Source organism: Mojavia sp., assembly GCF_059505145.1.
The window spans coordinates 1-21,284 of record NZ_JCACKA010000126.1; the positions used below are offsets into that span (position 1 = coordinate 1).

Sequence of the window (21,284 nt, forward strand, 5' to 3'; positions counted from 1 at the left end):
AACTCTACTACAAAGCGCCCTCTCTCTTCATACTCTTCTTTTGGCTAAGGTATTGGATATAAGAGGCTATTTATAAAGTAAATCTTTAAACTTGTCACGTCATCGATTTACTGTTTCTTTCATTCATCGCGGGTAGCGATCGCTTCCAGTGAGGCTGCTCTAAAGAAACACTTTTCGTAAAGCTTATGTAGCATGGCTTAGAGAGGATGAAGTATTTTGTGTATCTTGGTCAAATTGAACAAGTTCAAGACCGATAGATTGAGCCTTTTTCCGCAGGTGCGATCGCAGTAACATCCGCGGCTTTATAAATTTTTGTAATAATTTGAGATTTTCACGAAAAATCTAAGTTTTGAATTGATGTCATAGTACATAGATATGTACAGCTTCTAATGAGGAGAATACTTTTGTAAAGTTTAATGGCGTTATTTAATACGTTTTAGTTAAGGCTGCTGGGTCTATACTTCCAAACCCAATTTAATACTCAAAGATTTGAAAATTTTTCAAAATCTTTTGTATCTCCAAAATACCTCGCTAATAAAAATAATTATCAAATAGAAGACCCGACGCAAAGTCATGCACATGAAGATTTTCATGTTCCGAGTTAATAACCCAATAGAATTTACTGACACTAATGTAGAAAATTACCAAGTTTTTCATAAACCACATTATGTCTAATTGTTAAATAACAAATAGCTATTAACATAATTTGTGATTGACTAAGCTCTATTATTATTCGTGGAGTATTGCAATGTCTGGTTGCAGGTTAAATAATTGGGGTAGTGTCTTAGGTATTGCAATGTGTGCCAGCATTTATGGTGCAAATTGTGTGAACGCTCAAATTAGCTCGGATAGCACTTTGCCTATTAACTCTAACGTTAATAAACAAGGTGATACCTTTAACATTACTGGAGGAACACAAGTAGGTGAAAATCTATTTCATAGCTTTAAAGAATTTTCTATTCCTACTGGCGATACTGCTTCATTTAATAATATTATAAATATTCAAAACATTTTTAGCCGAGTGACAGGTGGATCAATCTCTAGTATTGATGGTTTAATCAAAACAAATGGTGCTGCTAACTTGTTTCTGATTAATCCGAATGGTATTATCTTGGGGCAAAATGCACGTTTGGAAATAGGTGGATCATTTTTAGCAAGTACAGCGAGTAGTTTGAACTTTAATGATGGTACAAAGTTTAGTGCAACTGTACCTCAAACACAATCACTGCTGACTGTGAGTGTCCCAATTGGCTTGCAATATGGGGCAAATCCGGGAAAGATTCTTCTGCTAGGAAATGGTCAGGGTATAAGGACAACAAAAGACCTGATTGACACCACTTTTGGTCTGCACGTACAGCCCAATCAAACCTTAGCTTTGCTAGGGGGTGATCTTATACTGGAAGGCGGAACGCTGAAAACGGCAGGCGGTAGGATAGAGTTAGGTAGTGTCGCCAAAGAAGGTTTAGTCAGCCTCAATCCTGTAAGCAAAGGGTTTACCTTTGGTTATAATGGTGTGCAAAACTTTGGAAACATTCAATTAACACAACAGGCTACAGTTGATGCTAGTGGTGCTGGCGGTGGTGATATACAGATTTGGGGCAGGTATGTCACTCTAAAAAAGGGTTCGCAGATAGAGGGAAGTACTTTGGGGGCAGAGCCTGGAGGAGCTTTAGTAGTGAACGCTATTGAGTTGGTAGAGCTAATTGGTCACTCAAGCAATGATCGCTTTGCTAGTCTCTTGACTACTAAAACTTACTCAGGTACAACAGGGACTGCGGGGAACCTGACGATCAACACCCATCAGCTACTCGTGCGGGATGGGGCAACGGTCAGTGCCAGCACTTTTGGTGCGGGTAAAGGGGGAAATTTAACTGTCAATGCTACTGACTCTGTGCAAGTGATTGGTCGCTCGGCCAATGATCGCTTTGTCAGCCTCTTATCTGCTCAAGCTAACTTAGCTAACTCAAACATAGTAGGAGATGCGGGGAACCTGACGATCAACACCCGTCAGCTACTCGTGCGGGATGGGGCAGCGATCAGTGCTAGCACTATTGGTGCGGGTAAAGGGGGAAATTTAACTGTCAATGCTACTGACTCTGTGCAAGTGATTGGTCGCTCGGCCAATGATCGCTTTGCCAGCGCCTTGTCTGTGCAAACTGGCTCGGCAACAGGAGATGCGGGGAACCTGACGATCAACACCCGTCAGCTACTCGTGCGGGATGGGGCAGCGGTCGGTGCCGGCACTTTTGGTGCAGGCAAAGGGGGGAATTTGACTGTCAATGCCACTGACTCTGTGCAAGTGATTGGAGAATCAGTTAATGGTCAGTTTGGTGGAGCCTTGATTACTTCATCATCTCAATCAAATACAACAGGAGATGCGGGAGACCTGACGATTAACACCCGTCAGTTGCTGGTGCGGGATGGAGCACAGGTTAGTGCTAGTACTCGTGGTACGGGTAAAGGAGGAAATTTGGCTGTCAATGCCACTGACTCTGTGCAAGTAATTGGAGAATCAGCCAGTGGTCAGTTTCCTAGTGGCTTGTTTACTTCATCATCTAGATCAAATGCAACAGGAGATGCGGGAGAACTAACGATTAACACTCGTGAGTTATTTATTAGAGGAGCACAGGTGAGTGCTGGCACTTCTGGCATTGGTAAGGGGGGAAATTTGACCGTCAATGCCACTGATTCTGTACAAGTGATTGGTCGTTCCGCTAATGGTCACTTTGTTAGCCTGTTATCTGCTCAAGCTAACTCAAATGCAGTAGGAGATGCGGGAGACTTAACGATAAATACTCGTCAGTTGGTGGTTCAAGATGGAGCTAGAGTATCTGTAGGAAGCCTAGGAACAGGAAATGGAGGCAATCTGAAAGTAACTGCTCGATCTATTATTTTGGACAACAACGCTACCCTTACCGCTGACACTCGCAGCACAGACACTAATTCCAATCGAGAGCAGGCAAATGTCTACTTACGTGTGGCAGATTTATTGTTGCTTCGTCGTGGCAGCAATATTACCACTAACGCCACTGGAAGTAATGTCATCGGCGGTAATATTGACATCAATACCGATTTCCTTGTTGGTGTAGAAAATAGTGACATCAGTGCAAATTCTACTAATTTTCGTGGAGGTCGGGTGAAAATCAATGCTATGGGCATATTTGGTGCAAAATTTCGGGATGCTCTTACCCCAGAAAGTGACATTACTGCTACTGGGGCAAGTCCTGAGTTCAGTGGTTCTGTAGAACTCAACACACCTGGTATTGACCCCAACAGTGGTTTAGTGGAGTTACCCACAATAGCCTTAGACCCTGAAGTAGCCCAAGTCTGCGATACTCCTGGTTATGCTCAAAGCAGTTTTATCATCACCGGACGCGGTGGTTTACCTTCCAATCCTATGAAAGATGTTGCCACTCCTGATGGAGTAGAGGTGGGTTGGGTATCACTCAAACCCAGAGGCAATGCCAAAGACGGGCTACGCCTACGCAACAGTTCATCGGTTATTAATCAGCCAATTAGCAATATGCCAGAACGTATTGTAGAAGCAAGTGGGTGGTCAGTGAATAAGAAGGGAGAAGTGGTACTCACAGCTAATGTATCTACTGCAAAAACTCGTGGTTCATGGCAAAACGCTATAGCTTGCAATATTCCTCACGCCAACAAGTAGAAACCAGCTTGAATATTAAGCAATATCGTAAAAATTCGTGTAAATAACTTTACTAAAGCCAATTGCCTACCAATATATAAGGTGCCCAAAAATAAGGGCTTTTTTCTTTAGTAAACACAGCTAGTTGAGCACGCTGGAGCGCAGTAGCTTTATTCGTTCCAGCCTTTAACTCATGATAAAATTCACTCATAAGTTGAGCAGTAATCTGGTCATCCACTGACCACAAGCTTGCTAATGTACTACGCGCACCTGCTCGCACAGCTATCCCAGCTAATCCCAAAGCAGCTCGCTTATCACCTTGAGCCGTTTTGCAAGCACTCAAAACAAGTAGCTCTATATCCTTAGACCTATTGCGATCGCTAACTCGAAGTAAAGTGTCAAATTGCTTAACTTTTAATAGTTTATCCCAAGTGAGAATAAAGGTTCTTTCTGGATCAGAGCTAAATTCTCCATGAGTTGCGAAGTGAACCACAGAAAAAGGAGATGTTTGTAGTTGCTTTCGTAAATTACTGTCGATAAACTTTTGATTTAATAGTTCTTGATTTTGAGGTATTTCCACCTGGATTTGTTTTAATTCACGTTCTACATTTTTCAGCGCTGAGAATTTTCGACCTTCTATAGAGCGTGCTTCTCCTACTCCGGCAGTTAAAGCATTTAAGGGCACCTTTTGCAGTGGTTTGGGGTCGAGAAGTTGTAAACTCGGAGCTAGAGCGATCGCATATTTCTCTATGAGATATTTCTTGTGCTGGGAATCATAGAGAACTCCCATTGGAATATTACGTAATTCGCCGTCTAACACAAAAACTAATGTAGTAATGTCACTATTAGACAATTCTGCTTGTGCTGGTTGGACTAGCCAATCATATATCTTTTGTGACTGTTGTTTAACTTGAGAAGTCGCGGCGACATCCGGTAAAGATTGCCGTAGTAGAGCTACGGTAGTTTCCAAAGTCTGTTGGGATACATTGCTTGTGTAGTGATGCAATTGTTGATTTGGCAAGGTTAAAATAACCTCTAAGCGGTCTGGCAAAATAATTGAGTAAATAACTGCTGCTTTTTTGTCTTGAGTAACCACTTTGTCAATCTCTACAATTGGTTCTAAACAAGGTGAACGAAAGAAGTTGTTCAGTTCTGCTAGCTGAAGCGATTCCACTACCTGACGAGCTTGTTTGAGTTTGTATTGATTACTCTGTTGTGTGCCTCCTTGTGTGTTTTCTGCTCGTAACTGCAATTCAACTAACTCCCGATACACTGGTTCCACACTTTCACGAAAAGAGAACTGAACGTCTGGGCTAGCGGCAACTAAATCGCCGCGCAAAGATTCGAGAGTTTTGTAAGCTGTATCATATGCAGATATCGCACCTTTTATATCTCCTTTTTGCTTGAGTAAACGTCCTTGCTGCCATTGCCATTGATAAGTAATATCTGACGCATCAATACTCTGGGCTATAAATAAGGCTTTTTGTGTTAAAGCTAGAGCATCAGATAACTGTTTACTATCTTCATACAGTCCGCCAAGAAATCCAAGAGCATAAGATTCGGCTCGCTGGTCTTTCAAGTTCTGAGCTTGCTGCACAGCGGTAGATAGTAGTTGAGCAATATCTAAGTTTGAAATACCACTTGTAGTTGTTTTGTGTGTAAAATTTTTTAAAATTGATGCCAACTGAATCCGAGCATATACTGAATTCCGGCTAGGAACTAATTTGTTAATTTCAGGTAAGATTTGGGAAGACAAGGTTAATGCTTGTTTTAACGTATTAGTGTCTGGCTTGTTGTTAAAAATTTCTAGAAATAGACTTAGCTGATTTAGCTGTGTGAGCAGGCGCGTAGTAACTGGTGCAACTGTAGCTGCCTCCTGATAAAATGCCAAAGCAGCTTGAAAATGTTGTTCAGCAAGTTTTATATGGCCTATGCTTTGTTGGCTTTTTCCTTGAGCTAAGGCTGTGTTACCTAAACTAAGCAACGCATCACCTATAGCTCTTGAAGATTGTACTTGCTTTGCTACAGCTAAACTTTGTTCTAGAACAGTTCTAGATGTATCTAAATCACCAACACCCCGTAGAACATTTCCAAGGCCTTGAAGTCCAGCTCCTTTAATTGATAATTCTGGAACCTGAGTAAGGGTTTGCTGAAGGTCAGTTAAGGTCTTTTGTGCTTGACGGTAAAGCCCTAAGGCTTGCATAGCTTGAGCAGAATTAATTCGGTTACGAATTAACATTTCTTGCTCGTTTATTTGCTGATAAATGCCAGCGGCTTTTTGCCAACTAGACAAGGCAGCTTCAGTTTGACCTTGTGTTAATTGTAACCGCCCCTGTACATCCAAAGCTTGTGCTAGAATTGCCAGACCGTCTTTTGAAGAATTTAAAGCTTGTAGCAAATTTAGGCTTTGAATAATTGCTGTTTGTGCTTGCGTTGTCTTGCCAAGCTGCTGATAAGTCAGGGAAAGATTGCTCAACACCAGAGCTTGGTTCAATTTATCTCCAGTATTTTCAAAGTCAATAGCAGCCTGTTCTAAGACCTTGAGCGCTTCAGTAAATTGTCCTGCTTCATAGTAAGCTTTACCTCGCTCTACTAAGCTTTCAGTTTGAGTAACTAATTTTTGAATTTCGGCTTGTGGCTGTTTTAGGTTGGTGTAAGTAAGGCTTGCTAAAACAGGTGGACTAAAAATACATAGTAAGGATGTTACTAGCGCTAAGGAAGAGAAGAACAAAAGTCTCGAAAAAGATTGTAACAGACGGAATAAGATACGCTGTTTTCTTGCCATATTTATTCCAAAGATGAATTTGATTGAGCAACGCCTTTTTGTGGGTTATGAAGTTCTACAATCGATGCTGTTGCAATTTCTGGTAATCCCATCTTTTTTAATAGAAGTGTCCAATCCTGTATGAAGATAAGTGAATTTGGATTAGTACGACGAAGATTAGCTAAATTAGTAATAGCGTCTTGCCAAAGCTGGTTGACAACATAGGTAGTGTATTCACCTGACTGTGATATTCTCAATTGATTTTGTAAGTCTTGACTTAAGGGCACACGTTGTACCCACGCTTTCACATAAAAATAATCTAAGCTATTTTGAGGATTGCCGCAGAAAACTTTAAAATACCATTGATAATTCTTATTGGTTTTTAAAGCATATTGTGGATTTTGCGGCAAGGTAATGCCGACAACACCAGCCTTATCTGGTAATGATAAAGATGTCCGATAGATGTTGTCGTCATTTTCATCTTGAAGTAGAAACTCACCTAAGCGAGCGTTTATAGGTAATTCAGGTACATAAACCCAAAAAGTCGGATATTCAGAAATTGTGTAAGTCAAAAACGATGTTGACTCCTCTGCAATTTCCTTACCAGGCACTAGGGCAATAACAGGCGCATTCAATGGTAAGCAACCATCACGGCTTGTTCCTCCTTTACGGCGACCAGTAGGCGCACCGTTATCTGGAAACTTTGGACGGGGAGAGTGGCTTGGGTTAGGGGCTTGCGCTCTGTTAGCTGATTCGGGAGACTGTGCCCAAACTAGCGAAGAGTAACTTGTCAGACTAACGAGTAATAGCGGGATAATGCCAGCAAGTTTCATCGGAGACATGTCACTTTTGCGAAAGGAATCTAATGGAGAATGGATGAATTATCTTTAGCCTTGCAATGACAATGAATTTAGAACAAACTGAAGCTTTATGAGCAAATGTGAAAGAAATTGCCGTATTTTTGTATTTCGTAGTAAGTTAGTAATTTTAATAGCTATAAAATCGGATAAAACTACGATATATAAAATTAGCAAAAATGCGTCATATGAAATTACATACAAAGATGTCATTCTGAGCGAAGCAAAAAACTTTAAAAGTATTTGTTTCGCTCAGAATGACAAAATATATGTTTGACTGGAAATTGGCATAATCTTTTGTACTATTATTAACATCATAACCACTGCATAAGGACATGACGAATTTAATAGATAAAAAGTTGCCTAAGGGTTAAGCAAAAATAAGTTGGTCAGGCTTTATTATTCAAGTGGTGATTATCACCCAAGCGCGAGGGCTGCGACGACCGGAGGTCGTCGCAAAGCCTGACCAACTTATGAGCGCGGAGATGCTAAGAAAGTTGGCGATTCTGAATACCTTTAGATACAACGACTGCTTGAGTAGCCACCAACGCTAATGCTGCGGGAATCAATGGTATCCAGCCTGCTTGTGTAAAAATGCCATAACAAACCCCAAACAGTGCCAATAGCATTATTACTCCAGCAAGTCCAAGATATAGCGGTTGCCGAATAAACCATGCTAGAGTTCCTCCCATTAATGACCAACCCCATATCCATAGCGCTTCAACCCAGGTGGGCCACCACCAAAGTAGAGGTCTACGATCCAGAACAGCACTGATAATTTGGCTGATCATGTGCGCCTGCACGAACACCCCTGGTATTTGCTTTTGATTAGTTAGCGCTTTCGCACTGTAGGGAGTTTTCCAATAGTCAGTAGTACTAGGGGCTGTAACACCAATAAGAATAATACGATCCTGAAATAACTTTATTAATTCAGGGTTTATCTGGTCGTTAAGGACATCTCTAAGAGGTACTTGTTGAGCAATATTTTGCAAAGACCGAAGCGAACGATAATTGAGCAGGATTTGGTAACCTTTTGCATCTACTCCTTGATAACCGCTGCTATAAGCTTTTAATTGCTTAAATATAGCAGTGCCAATCTGCAAGTTACCTTCTGAGGTAAAATCTGACTTGATACCTTTTGCTTCTAAATAATGAAGTGCAAGCTGGAGACTAAAAGCATATTCCGCAGCACAGTCAGATGTCACAGGAGGAGTCAAATGTAAAAGCTGTCGGCGAGCAATGTCATTATCGTCTGCTACAAAATCACTAAAGCTGAGACGTTGTTTGGGAACTTCCGGAGGGGGAGGAGTGCCATCCGGGGCACCATCTTCAGCAGCAGAAACTTTGCATACTGCATAAAGACGCTTATCTGTATGTAAACGAGTTGCTAAATCTGCATAGTTGGGATCTACAGAAAAATCACGATAGATATCTAATCCAATAGCTCTTGGTTGGTACTGATCCAGTTTTTTCAATAGTTGTGCAAGTGCTTGGTCTGACAGAGACCATCGCATATTCATCTTCATTCGGTTTTGATACTGGATATCTGCTTCATCAACAGTAACTATCAAAAAACGTGAATCTGATTGTTCTTCTGGGCGCAGCCCCATGAGGTAGTCAAAAGCCCTTAATTCTGATGCCTGCAATAGACCAAGCGCTCTGGTTCCCATGAATAAACTGGTAATAATCAAACTTGACAACAGCACTACCTGAACGCTACGCCATTCAAACTGGCGTTGAGTTCTGTAATTTTTTGGTGGCAGTCCTTCTGTTTTTAATTCCGGCGAGAGCAGTTGGTTCCAAGTTGGTGGCACTACTGCTGGATTTTGGCAGAGTACGGGTAACCAAGTAGCACAAGGATATTCATCCTCAATGCCATGCAACCTTTCCCTTGATTCTCGGACTGCTAAGTAAAGAGATTCTCCTGTTGAAAATTTCCTCAGAAAATTTTTTAAGAATTCTTGTGCTACCAAATCTTGCACTGGCTCGCGCATAACAATAATTTGTGGGATGTGCAAATCTTCTAATTGATGCGCTAATCCCAAGCCATCACAAGAATTGAAAATAGCTAACTGTAAGCCTCTACCAATAGCTTTCTTAAGGGCATATTTTAACTCCTCAATTGTTAAGCAATCGGTTTCATTAATGTAGATTTGACCACTTCTACCATCGTCTTGACTGGAACTATGACCAGCGAAAAATAAGATATCCCAGTCCTGTTCCCATAGTTGCTGATTCAACTGGCAACGTTGTGGCTCTACCAGAAAAGTTATTTTTGCATTTGGTAATTTTTCTAGGATCTCTCGATCTTTCTCGACAAGAATCCCTTCACTATTTCCTAGAATAGCTAAGATTTTTACTTTCTCTTTAACAGCGGCTATCTTTGGTTTTGGCAAGTTTTCGTACTCTGGAGCGCTCAACGCGGCTTCGGCTTGAGAATAATCCTCAAAGAACTCCCATAGCTGCCAGGGGAGCCGTCGTAACCAGATATCGTCAGTTTTAAACAGTACCCGTACCGTATCATCAGATTTTAGTTGTTTAAGTAATTTCTCCTTAACTGGACGAAATGACTGGCAGTTGAGCCAGCTATTCATTTGTTCGCTTAAATTCTCACCTAATTGGCGGCAGTCGTTAATTTGCTCGGTACGAGAACCCCCAATACTAATACTTATAGGCGTAATGCGAAAATTTTCCAAGCTGCGGTAGGTTGTTTGCCACTCGTCGTAGTGTGTAATTATTTCTGGTTTTGGCGGCAGGTAGCCTCGAATTTCTGTGGTCGCACGATCTGCTTCTGCCCCAATCTCCAGCGTGACTTTTACACCCTCGCTTAAGTTACCATCTAGCTTTAAGACAACCAACTTTTGCATGGTCAGCAACCAATGAATTCATCTACTTAAACAATAAAGTTCTCAGTAATATTAGTATCCCCCAGTTCTAACCTAACGCTAAAGCGTTCTCCAATTTGAGCATTAAACTCTAGTGTTACATGAGCATTGCTACTTTTAGCATGAGCTTCCATAACAGCAACTCCCTTGAAATCTAGCACTTTCACAATTAGATTTTCAGGTAAGTAGGTTTGTACACCAGTGGGCTGCACCTGCAATTTGAGTTGGATTTCTACCGAGTTTTTTGGGGTTAGGGTAACAATCAGCGCTACCGATTGACCTGGCAATTGTATTCCCAAGTCAACTAGCTTACCTCGCGTAACTCTGCTTTTGTAACGAAAAGCTTGTTGTGGTACTTTTGGAGATAAAATTTCTTCAATTGACTGCCAACCTACCTCAAAAATATTTTGCAACCACTGACTTAAGTTGACTTCGCTTTGGTTACGTTCAAGGTGATCTAAGTGTGCAAGTAAATCGTCAATGCTTTGCAGTTGATTAATGGATACCTCACCAGATTTCACTGTTTTAGTAAAACCCACCAGAGTTGCTTTTTGACGCTCTGTGTCTAGCTCAACTGCAACTACACCGATTCTATCGTCCGGCACTTCTGGTGGAATGTAACAAATTTCTTCACCAGGCTTGAGGGGCCGACATTCTAAGTAGCCCAATTTAGCCAACTTCAAGTCTGCAACATCACCATAAAGCCGCATCGCCTGATTCCAACTGTCGCTAGCTTTTAAGTCAGTAGCAATGTCCATCATTTCCATGTAGTCATTCACAACACATACAGCTAGAGTATTGAGATAAACCTGCTTTTTCTTTTCTGTTGTTGGCTGTTGCTGGGCAAATTGGCGTGCTATTTTCAGCGCTGTCTGCGTAATAGACACCGGAATCGATTTTTCTTTGATATTCTCAGTGCTATAAATCATAATGGTTTCCCTTGTTCCAAATATTCCTTCTTTGAGTTATCTGTGTTTGAATATCAAATTTCGTGATATCCCTGTTTGAGTGCAAAATTCCGTAAGCGTGGCAGACATTCGCGTTTATAAAAATTCGGTGCGGTTGATGGGGGTAAGTTAAACTCCTGAGCAATGTTTTTCCAAGGCGTTTCTGGAGGCAAGCGGCGCAGAATTAAAATTTGACAAGTTATCTCAGACCGTCCTTTGACATGAGTACTGGCTAACTCTCCATCTGGATCTGTTGTAGCCCATTGATAAGTTTCTTCTAAAATTGGTGGAATCTCTGGGTCTGCTGGCAGATTTTCAATGGTGTTTGTTATTTCCTCAATTTCTAACGTGGAGCTAGAAACATTTTTAGCTTGATTCTTCGCCTCCCAAGTGCGAAAATCTTGCAATCGCCACTTCAGGCAATTATCGAGCCAAGTGATTACGCTACAACGTTCTGGATTATACTGCTCTGGATTGCGGCAGAAATACAACCAAGTTTGTTGCAGAGCATCATTATAGTAAGGTGTGTTCTCCTTCCATAGTTTGCCCGATTTCATCACAAGTCTAACTATCTCACTAAGTTTTTGTCGCCGCATCAAACTCCTTGCTGGATACGAACAGGCTTCGGCAACGAGTTGAGATAGTTGTTGATTGAGATCGTGTACAGTATGCATCTTTATCATCAACAATCTCCTTTTTGAACACTTACAAAAGTATTCTGGAGATTCCCCTGGCTAGTTGAAGTCACAACAATCGAATTCATAACTTGATGTTTAATGTCTCAATAAGTAGGGTCTACTACCTAGTTATCAAACTCAATTTCAAATTTTTCGCGGAAATCGATAAAAAAATTTCTTCAAATTAATTTTCAAAATAATTTTTAACTGCTAAAACCAGGTAGAGCGCCCTATGGATATGGAATTTCGTTCTTTGTCACCTTCAACTCAGTCTTTTATCCAGAAGATTAAGTTGTTTAATAATCTCAAATCCCGCGAAAATTTTGATTTCTGAAACGATATCAAAATAGAGGCAAAAAGCGAGACGAACAACGTGAGTTTCTCTAGCGTTCTATCACAGCTTTTGGCTCTAAAAACAACATTGAAATTTAAATTGTCCAATTAGGAGGACTTTATGCAACACGAAGATATCATTCGCGCTTGGAAGGATGAGGAATATCGGAACAGCTTGAGTGAGGAACAACGGGCACAGTTGCCTGAAAACCCGGCTGGGATAGTTGAACTATCAGATGAAGCTATGCAGAATGTTGGTGGAGGCGGCTTCCTTAGTCTTTTTGGCTGCGGGAAACCAGGAGGCAACACCAGTAATCCAGTTTTGGGTTTATGCTTCAACACAGGTGGCGTTACGTGTATTGGCGGCGGCAACACTGGTAATCCAGTTTTGGGTTTATGCGCCAAAACAGTTGGTTTAACTTGCAGTACAGCCAAAGTTGGTAAATTTAATGCTTGCAACTTACTCTAATTTAGCTAACTGAATATTACAGGCTATTGATTTAGTAATCAATAGCGATAAAGGATAACTTTTATCCTCCATACGAAATGTGACGGACAGCAAGAGTTTCTCAAACAGTCCGTCACCATTTTTGACCTTAAAACAACGCTTAACCTTAAATTATCAAACAACAAAAATGTCATCATATCATTCGCTCTTAGAAGGATGAAGAGTACCATAACAGCTTGAGCGAGGAACAACCCACATCTGCCTGAAAATCCAGCTAGTATATTGGAAATGTCAAATGAAGCTATGCAGAATATTGTGGGGCGGCTTCCTTAGCATCTTTGACTATGATGGCGTACAATCCAATACTAGTAATCTAGTTTTGGATATTTGCACCTTCAAGTGCTACATTCCAATACTTACCCAAATTTTCACTATTTGCAACAGTACAATCTGTGTTTGGAATACCAGGTGAATTCGTAGTAATGCTTGCAACTTACTGTAACTTAAATATCTGATTTTACAAGCTATTGATCGCGTTGCACAAAATAGCGATGAAATAACGAACCGGATGCGCCGAAGGCATTCTCGAAGGGTAGACGCGAAGTACGCGAAGAAGGAGTTTTCACAAAGAAAGAAACAAAAAATCATCCTGCAAATATGCAGTGGCCTATTGATTACTAATGATTTAATTAGGAATTAGGAGTTAAATTTTATGAATAAGGCAGATATTGGCTTGTCTGACTGGTATCGTGCTATCACTTTATCCGAGCGTATTACTTCACTTAAGTCAGTCAATAACCAAACTTCCAATTTAGTAATTAATGCTGATATAGCCCAACGACGAATACAGCGTTGGAAATCGCAGTCACCTTTCACCACTGACTCTAAGTTTGCTCAACGTCTAGCAATAGATAGCATTACCGAAGAGGAATTTATTTACCTACTAAATGAGCCAATTGAGGCTGTTCAAAGTCGTTTTTCCAACACCCCAGAGTGGTTAATAGAAATTTCTCAGGCATTTGCTCATTCTGACTTCAGTTCAAGCCCGCTTCCAGAAGAATTGCAAGGGGAAGAGGTAGCTGGTTTTTTAGATGCCATTGCCCCCCTGATGAACCAAGGACTAGCTCAACTCCGCCAAGGACTCCAAACTTTAATCCAGACACATCCTTGTTTACCCTTTGATCCTAGCACAGTTGAAGCCTTATTATTTGCTAATCTCCCAGAGCAACTACTCAGGGTGTTGAGTCGCACAATGGTTTTAGAACTCAACGTGGCGCGTCTGCGAGGGCTATTACAAGGTGACACATCACAGGAGCGATTTCAGAGTTTTTTACAACGCTTACGCCAGCCTGAGATTGTGATTTCTCTCCTTCAAGAGTATCCAGTCCTAGCCCGTCAACTCTTAATTAGCATTAATCGCTGGGTAAGCTTCAGTCTAGAATTTCTCCAACACCTCTGTACTGATTGGTCAGATATTTGCACCACATTCAGTCCCGATGTCAATCCAGGTGTACTGGTGCAAATAGATGGCGGTATTGGCGACACCCATCGTGGTGGGCGTGCTGTGCTAATTGCCAAATTTAGCTCTGGTTTCCAAGTAGTCTATAAGCCTAAATCTCTAGCTGTTGACGTGCATTTTCAGCAGCTCTTAGAATGGCTTAACCAACGGGGCAATCATCCGCCATTTCGCACCCTGAAAATTTTGAATCAGGGTACTTATGGCTGGGTGGAATTCGTTACTGCTCAGGGTTGTATTAATCCAGAAGAACTCCAGCGTTTTTATGAACGTCAGGGTGGTTACTTGGCACTACTATATGCCATTGAAGCTACTGACTTTCACATGGAAAACTTAATTGCATCTGGCGAACATCCCATTTTAGTTGACCTAGAATCCCTATTTCATCCCCAAATTTCAGACATTGAGATAAACAAATCAGACCAGCTTGCCTTCAAAACAATCGGTTACTCCGTTTTGCGCGTTGGCTTACTTCCCCAACGCCTCTGGGCAAATGCTGAATCTGAGGGAATCGAGATGAGCGGCTTAGGAGGAAAATCGGGTCAAATGACACTCCATACCGTCCCCTACTTAGAAGCAATGGGTACAGATGAAATGCGAGTAGCTCGCGAGCGTATGCCTATATCAGGAAGTAATAATAGGCCTACTTTGAATGATGTGGAAGTGAATGTGTTGGATTATGCAGAAGCAATCATCACTGGCTTTACTACTATCTATCAGTTACTACTGCAATATCGGAATGAATTGCTATCTAAAAATAGCCCTTTAGCCGTCTTTGCCGAAGATGAGGTACGCTTTATCCTTCGCCCTACTTACACCTATGCTCTGTTACTACATGAAAGTTATCACCCAGATTTGTTACGCAACGCCTTGGAACGCGATTACTTTTTTGACCGCCTTTGGTTGGACATCGAACAGCAACCCTATCTAGCTAAGGTAATTGCTGCTGAACGCGATGACTTGTGGCAAGGTGATATTCCCATGTTCACAACTCGTCCTAATTCCCGTGCTATTTGGAGTAGTTCTAATCAGCAAATTCCTGATTTTTCTAGTGAATCAGGCATGGCTCTAGTGCAACGTCGTTTGCAACAACTCAGTGATGCTGACCTCACACGACAACTTTGGTTTATCCATGCCTCTCTCACCACATTGGCAATGGCAGGGGATAGAGTGCAATTCTCCAGTTACCATGTGATAGAACCGCAAAACAATGCTAGTCACGAACAACTGTTGGCAGCAGCACAAGCCGTAGGCGAGCATTTGGAAGCGCTGGCGTTACATGGCGAAAAAGATGTTTCTTGGATTGGCTTAACTCTTATCAAAGAAAAGCACTGGACTCTTGCTCCCTTGGGAATAGGTCTCTATGATGGTCTACCAGGAGTTATCCTTTTCCTTGCCTATTTAGGGGCTGTCACTGATGAAAACCACTACACTGCACTGGCAAAATCAGCATTTTCAATGATGCAATTTCAGCTAGAGAGTGGCAAATCTTTCATTAAAGCTATTGGTGGGTTTGAGGGATGGGGCGGAGTAATTTATACCCTAACTCATCTGGGGATTTTGTGGAATGAATCCGCCTTATTAGCTGAGGCTGAAACGCTGGTTGAATTACTCCCTGATTTAATTGTCAAAGATGAACATTTAGACATTGTTGGTGGTGCTGCTGGATGTCTTAAGAGCCTAATTAGCCTGTACCATTGCCGACCCTCTCAACGGACACTCAGTGCAGCTATTCAGTGTGGTGAACAGATTATTTGCCAGGCAAAAGCGATGGAGCAGGGTATTGGTTGGGTAAGCCTTTGGGGTAGAAAATTACCATTAACTGGCTTCTCTCATGGTGCAGCAGGGATAGCATCAGCACTGCTAGAATTGTCTGCTCTCACAGGTGATCCACGCTTTCATACAACAGCTCTAGCTGCTATTGAATATGAGCGTAGTCTCTTCCGTCCTGAAGTGGGAAATTGGCCCGACTTACGCGATTTTTACAGTTCAGTTGTGGGAGACAAAGACGATACCCAACCTATTTGTATGACTGCTTGGTGTCATGGTGCGCCGGGGATTGGGTTAGGGAGGTTGCGCTCACTCCCATACGTTGATAATGCGAAAATTCGTACAGAAATTGATACCGCGCTCAAAACTACTCTAGCTCATGGATTTGGTAGCAACCACTCGCTATGTCATGGTGACTTAGGCAATCTAGAATTACTGTTGCAAGCCAGTCTAACCCTTGGTGATCCCCAGTGGAAAACTCAAATTGCTCGCCTTACCGCCATCATTCTTGAAAGCATCAATCAACATGGGTGGCTTTGTGGAGTTCCCTTGGGAGTTGAAACACCGGGGCTGATGACGGGGTTGGCAGGCATTGGCTATGGACTACTACGCCTAGCAGAACCGACACGAGTTCCCTCCGTGCTGGTACTTGAGCCACCTCTAAATATCCCCATTGTGAAAGCCTTTGTTGAGGCAAGTGCTAGATAAAAACTCAACCACTTTATAGGGTGGGGATTACCTACGTTAATGACATTAAAAATTAGTTCATTCATCCATCATGTACCAGCTTGTTCAACAACACAGTGAAGAAGATTGCGGTGCTGCTTGTCTTGCTACTATTGCAAAATATTACGGACGCACTTTTACAATCAACCGTATTCGGGAAGCGGTCGGCACTGGTCAACAAGGAACCAGCTTATTAGGATTGAAGCGAGGATCTGAAGTACTAGGTTTTAAGGCACGAGGAGTTAAAGCCTCAGCTGAAACTTTAACTAAAAAAAGTGAAGTACCACTTCCAGCTATTATTCATTGGAAAGGCTATCACTGGGTAGTTTTGTATGGTAAGCGAGGCAGAAAGTACATAATTGCTGACCCAGCTGTAGGCATTCGTTACCTTACTAAAAAGTGGTTAATGGAGGCATGGACAGATGGAATTATGCTAATAGTGGAACCAGACCCAGTTCGCTTTTCTGAGCAACCTGAAGATAAAGTTAGTGGATTTAGTCGCTTTCTAAAGCGTGTCTGGCCTTATCGAGGTATTCTGTCTCAAGCATTTGTAATTAACCTCGTCTTAGGTTTACTTTCCTTAGGTTCGCCTTTCCTACTGCAAATCCTCACCGATGATGTACTCGTTCGGGGAGATACTAAACTGCTTACAGGTGTAGTTATTGCCGTTGTAGTAATGCATCTGGTCAGCAGTAGCCTCCAATTTGTGCAGTCTAACTTAATTACCCACTTTGCTCAACGCCTAGAGTTAGGCTTGGTTTTAGAATTTGGGCGACAAGTTTTACGCTTGCCGCTGACGTACTATGAAACCCGTCGCAGTGGCGAAATTGTCAGCCGCCTGGGAGATATTCAACAGATTAATCAGCTAGTTTCCCAAGTCGTCGCTAGTTTCCCAAGCCAGTTTTTTATTGCGCTAGTCTCCTTTGGCTTCATGCTGTTTTATAGCCAAAAACTAACTATAGTAGCTCTTATCATTGCCGTAATAATGACTGTATCTACAGTTATTTTCCTACCTTCGTTACAGCAAAAGACTCGCAATGCTTTGGTTACAGATGCAGAAAACCAAGGTGTATTAGTCGAAACTTTTAAAGGCGCACTCACTCTCAAGACAACCACAGCCGCACCTCAATTCTGGGATGAATTCCAGAGCCGTTTTAGTCGTTTTGCAAATTTAATGTTTAGTACGATCCAAATTGGGATTATTAATAATGTATTTTCTGGATTAATTTCTAACATCGGTAGCGTTGCCTTGCTTTGGTTTGGTAGTACTCTTGTAATTAGCAAAGAATTAAGCATAGGTCAGCTATTAGCTTTTAATAGCATGAATGGTAGCTTTTCTGCCTTTATTGGGGCTGTGATTGGATTTGTGGATGAATTCATTCGCGTTAAAACAGCTACCCAACGCCTTACAGAAGTTATTGACTCGACACCAGAGAATCAAGACGATAGCAAAAAGCCCTTTGCTAAAGTTTCTAGTAAGGCTGATATTATTTGTACTAATCTTAACTTTCATCACATAGGCAGGATCGATTTATTAGAAAACTTCTCTTTAAATATTCCTGGTGGTAAAGTTACCGCTCTAATTGGAGAATCTGGCTGTGGTAAAAGTACATTAGCGAAACTAATTGCAGGTTTATACACTTTGCAATCAGGTAACATTCGCATTGGAATTTATAATCAACAAGATTTGTCACTAGATTGCTTTCGTCAACAAGTTATTCTAGTTCCCCAAGAGCCTCACTTTTGGAGTCGCTCCATTATTGAAAATTTCCGTTTAGGCAATCCTCAAATAACGTTTGAGCAAATTGTTCAGGCTTGTAAAATTGCCAAGGCTGATGAATTTATAAGTAAACTACCTGAAAAATACCAAACTATTTTAGGTGAATTTGGTGCAAATATATCTGGTGGGCAACGTCAAAGACTAGCACTTGCCAGAGCAATTGTAAATGACCCACCGATATTGATTATGGATGAATCTACAGCTGGTCTAGACCCCGTAAGCGAATCTCAAGTCCTAGACAAAATTCTGTATCATCGGCGCGGTAAAACTACTATCCTGATCAGCCATCGTCCTAGAATTATTGGGCGAGCAGATTGGATTATTTTATTGGAGCAAGGAAGATTAAAATTGCAAGGTTCTGTTGAAGATTTAAGTTTGCAAGCTGGAGATCATTTAGACTTCTTAATTCCCTAAAAAATAGTATTTATTAAGCATTATGGTCAGCACGCCACAACAAGATTTTCTACCCCAACTTCAAGACAATGACTTTCTTCCGCCAATTAGCCGTTGGACTAATCTTGGTGGAATGTTCATAGTTAGTTCTGTAGGAATAGCCATTATTCTTGCCTCTGTAACCAAATACAATGTTACTGTTAAAGCAGTAGCAACCGTCCGTCCTGTAGGTGAATTACGAATTGTTCAAGCTGCTGCTGAAGGAACAATTAAGTCCATCAAAGTCAAAGAAAATCAATTCGTCCGGGAAGGCGATGAAATCGCTATTATTGACAATTCCCAACTCCAAACCCAGAAAAGTCAGTTAAGCGGTAATATTCAACAGAACCAGATGCAACTGGTTCAGATTACTGCTCAGATGAACGCTCTCTACTCTCAACGTAATTCTGAATTCAGATTGAGCAATCGTTTAGTGGCATCTGCTCAAGCGGATCTGATTCGCAATCAGCGCGATTATAAAGAGCGGCAAATTACGGCTCAAACACAAGTACAAGAGGCAGAAGCTTCTTTAGAGCTAGCAAAAGAGGAGATGAAGCGATATCAGCAGTTAGCCAATACAGGCGCTATTGCCCTGTTACAAATCAAGGAAAAAGAACAAGCTCTTAAAGCTGCCCAAGCTAGGCTACAACGTACTAAAGCTGCTCTTAATCCTAGTAATGCACCGATAACAATGGCACAAGAGCAAATTGCTCAAGAACGCGCTAGGGGTGAATCGACCCTGGCTACTTTAGATAGACAGCGTAACGAATTAATTCAACGTCGAGTTGAAATTCAAAACCAACTTAATCGAGATCGCAAAGGACTTCTACAGATTGAACGTGACCTAAAAAAAAGCATAGTTAAGGCTCCAGCAACAGGCATTATTCTAAAATTAAATTTGCGAAATAACGCTCAGGTGTTACGCTCTGGAGAAACAGTTGCGGAAATTGCTCCCAGCAGCACCCCCTTAGTAGTGAAAGCTCGTGTTCTGGCTCAAGACATCACCAAAGTTCAACTTTGCAAAGAAGAAAAAGTTTCAGACTGTACTCAAGGCAAAGTTCAACTAAGGGTTTCTGCTTATCCTTATCCAGATTATGGAACGCTGAAAGCTGCTGTTAGAGAGATATCTCCAGATGCTATTACACCTCAAAGCAATGAAGTTAATACTGGAGTAACTACATCTTACTATGAAGTAACAATACAGCCAGAAAAAGCTTATTTAATCAAGGATAATTATCAATATCCTATCCAACCAGGTATGGAAATTACAGCAGATATCATTTCTAGAGAAGAGACAATACTTACATTTATTCTTAGAAAAGCTAGATTGCTAACAGATCTATAAGTTTTTGCTGTTTGTATTGGACTGGTCGATACTGCACAGCTAACATCTTTTTCTTTTGTAAGTAGTATCATTAACAAAACATTTGTCACTTTGCTTGCAGTCTATTTAAACAATAGCTGTTACTGTTATAGCTACTTCGGTCTATCAGGGCAGATAGATGATTTTTGTAATATTGTTATTAGCACTCATTTTTCCTCAGAGAAACTTGGGTGCTTTTACTGACTGTGGAAACAGCTAGACGAACACTGCCAAAACCCAACAAATTACCCCATCCACTCCACCCAATCGGGAGCATCTGCAACCAACTGGCCAAATTTAAGAGGCTCAACCTCATCAAACTGCACCATTACTCCCCATCGCTCATCACTTGTTAGGGAACTCAAAAACTCTTTGACTGCATCAACCCCAATTTTTACCTGTTCCATGAACATTGCAGTATAGGATTTAACTTGCTGCCACCATGAATCTATAGAATTGTCTTGTCCGTCCATACCCCCCCAATTATTACTCCCATCTTCATTAATAGGGGGGGTGGACGGCGTGTTAATGCCATACATAGACTGCATTCTAGCTGTATAAGCCGCCTGATGTTCCCGTTCTTCCTGCCGCCTTCTCTCCCTCTCCTCCCGCTGCCGTTGCCGATAATCCAATACCTTCTGAGCAAATGCAACATCATCGGGATTGAGCCGATAGTACCGAACCCGTTTGCCATCCTCAACAGGCCGCCTCGACTCAGTTGATAATCCAAGTTGCGAAAGATACTGGCTCAAAATCCACACTGGGGTTTCATCAAGCGGGATGGTCAAGTTGAGAATACCCTTGATATGCGGCACATTGCGTTTGGAGAAATCCGCTAACGCTTCAATCATCACTTCATCCCCTTTGATTTCAACGCCATCCATCAAGTCGGTCAACACTGCCCGCAGTCCCAACCGATGACGCATAAGCCAGGATGTGGAATGATTGCCCCAGTCAGTGCAGATGGGCAAGCGAGGTGCGTACCGCCCAGCTTCGCTAACGCGTTCCGACTTATCTCGTTCCGTTACCACATCAGGCGGCGTAACCAATTCTTGCCCGTTTTCCAATGTGATAGCCTCCCCAGAGGAAGCTATATCTATTCTTTAACTAATAAATATTAACAAATGCTGAAGTCAAAGC

The 21,284-nt window shown here is 41.7% G+C and carries 11 protein-coding genes; 5 read left to right on the plus strand and 6 right to left on the minus strand.

Annotation, left to right across the window (positions count from 1 at the left end):
* Window positions 1-748: 748 nt before the first annotated feature.
* Window positions 749-3,667: a two-partner secretion domain-containing protein gene (locus AC5JL8_RS34910; protein WP_495884282.1), complete on the plus strand. Its 2,919-nt coding sequence runs from the start codon at window positions 749-751 to the stop codon at window positions 3,665-3,667.
* A gap of 52 nt (window positions 3,668-3,719) precedes the next feature.
* Here AC5JL8_RS34910 and AC5JL8_RS34915 read toward each other — a convergent pair whose 3' ends face one another.
* The 5 genes from AC5JL8_RS34915 to AC5JL8_RS34935 form a co-directional block, all read right to left on the minus strand.
* Window positions 3,720-6,431 carry a CHAT domain-containing protein gene (locus AC5JL8_RS34915; protein WP_495884283.1) on the minus strand — a complete coding sequence of 904 codons (2,712 nt, stop codon included), beginning with the start codon at window positions 6,429-6,431 and terminating at the stop codon, window positions 3,720-3,722.
* Between the two features lie 2 nt (window positions 6,432-6,433).
* On the minus strand, window positions 6,434-7,252 hold the full coding sequence (locus AC5JL8_RS34920) for a DUF928 domain-containing protein (RefSeq protein ID WP_495884284.1): 819 nt from the start codon (window positions 7,250-7,252) through the stop codon (window positions 6,434-6,436).
* A 503-nt stretch (window positions 7,253-7,755) separates the two neighbouring features.
* Window positions 7,756-10,134: a CHASE2 domain-containing protein gene (locus AC5JL8_RS34925; RefSeq protein WP_495884285.1), complete on the minus strand. Its 2,379-nt coding sequence runs from the start codon at window positions 10,132-10,134 to the stop codon at window positions 7,756-7,758.
* Between the two features lie 26 nt (window positions 10,135-10,160).
* A complete protein-coding gene (locus AC5JL8_RS34930) occupies window positions 10,161-11,081 on the minus strand; it encodes a DUF1822 family protein (RefSeq protein ID WP_495884286.1) in 921 nt (306 codons plus the stop codon).
* Between the two features lie 53 nt (window positions 11,082-11,134).
* On the minus strand, window positions 11,135-11,782 hold the full coding sequence (locus tag AC5JL8_RS34935) for a sigma-70 family RNA polymerase sigma factor (RefSeq protein ID WP_495884287.1): 648 nt from the start codon (window positions 11,780-11,782) through the stop codon (window positions 11,135-11,137).
* Between the two features lie 448 nt (window positions 11,783-12,230).
* On the opposite strand from AC5JL8_RS34935, the gene AC5JL8_RS34940 reads away from it, so the two are divergent.
* The 4 genes from AC5JL8_RS34940 (at window position 12,231) to AC5JL8_RS34955 (ending at window position 20,126) form a co-directional block, all read left to right on the plus strand.
* Complete coding sequence (locus AC5JL8_RS34940) at window positions 12,231-12,578, plus strand: mersacidin/lichenicidin family type 2 lantibiotic (protein WP_495884288.1); 348 nt, start codon at window positions 12,231-12,233, stop codon at window positions 12,576-12,578.
* Window positions 12,579-13,269: 691 nt separating this feature from the next.
* Window positions 13,270-16,551, plus strand: a complete 3,282-nt coding sequence (locus AC5JL8_RS34945) for a type 2 lanthipeptide synthetase LanM family protein (protein WP_495884289.1) — start codon at window positions 13,270-13,272, stop codon at window positions 16,549-16,551.
* A gap of 70 nt (window positions 16,552-16,621) precedes the next feature.
* A complete protein-coding gene (locus AC5JL8_RS34950; protein ID WP_495884290.1) occupies window positions 16,622-18,763 on the plus strand; it encodes a peptidase domain-containing ABC transporter in 2,142 nt (713 codons plus the stop codon).
* A gap of 22 nt (window positions 18,764-18,785) precedes the next feature.
* Window positions 18,786-20,126, plus strand: coding sequence for a beta-barrel domain-containing protein (locus tag AC5JL8_RS34955; protein WP_495884291.1), 1,341 nt, complete (start codon window positions 18,786-18,788; stop codon window positions 20,124-20,126).
* A gap of 263 nt (window positions 20,127-20,389) precedes the next feature.
* Here the strand turns inward: AC5JL8_RS34955 and AC5JL8_RS34960 are convergent, their stop codons facing one another.
* Window positions 20,390-21,211, minus strand: a complete 822-nt coding sequence (locus AC5JL8_RS34960) for a hypothetical protein (protein WP_495884292.1) — start codon at window positions 21,209-21,211, stop codon at window positions 20,390-20,392.
* Window positions 21,212-21,284 lie beyond the last annotated feature (73 nt).

What these genes read in the sequence shown, in the direction of transcription:
- AC5JL8_RS34950 (WP_495884290.1), top strand. Translation starts at nt 16,622, where the DNA reads ATGTACCAGCTTGTTCAACAACACAGTGAAGAAGATTGCGGTGCTGCT.
- AC5JL8_RS34920 (WP_495884284.1), bottom strand. Translation starts at nt 7,252, where the DNA reads ATGTCTCCGATGAAACTTGCTGGCATTATCCCGCTATTACTCGTTAGT.
- AC5JL8_RS34925 (WP_495884285.1), bottom strand. Translation starts at nt 10,134, where the DNA reads ATGCAAAAGTTGGTTGTCTTAAAGCTAGATGGTAACTTAAGCGAGGGT.
- AC5JL8_RS34935 (WP_495884287.1), bottom strand. Translation starts at nt 11,782, where the DNA reads ATGATAAAGATGCATACTGTACACGATCTCAATCAACAACTATCTCAA.
- AC5JL8_RS34945 (WP_495884289.1), top strand. Translation starts at nt 13,270, where the DNA reads ATGAATAAGGCAGATATTGGCTTGTCTGACTGGTATCGTGCTATCACT.
- AC5JL8_RS34955 (WP_495884291.1), top strand. Translation starts at nt 18,786, where the DNA reads ATGGTCAGCACGCCACAACAAGATTTTCTACCCCAACTTCAAGACAAT.
- AC5JL8_RS34940 (WP_495884288.1), top strand. Translation starts at nt 12,231, where the DNA reads ATGCAACACGAAGATATCATTCGCGCTTGGAAGGATGAGGAATATCGG.
- AC5JL8_RS34915 (WP_495884283.1), bottom strand. Translation starts at nt 6,431, where the DNA reads ATGGCAAGAAAACAGCGTATCTTATTCCGTCTGTTACAATCTTTTTCG.
- AC5JL8_RS34930 (WP_495884286.1), bottom strand. Translation starts at nt 11,081, where the DNA reads ATGATTTATAGCACTGAGAATATCAAAGAAAAATCGATTCCGGTGTCT.
- AC5JL8_RS34910 (WP_495884282.1), top strand. Translation starts at nt 749, where the DNA reads ATGTCTGGTTGCAGGTTAAATAATTGGGGTAGTGTCTTAGGTATTGCA.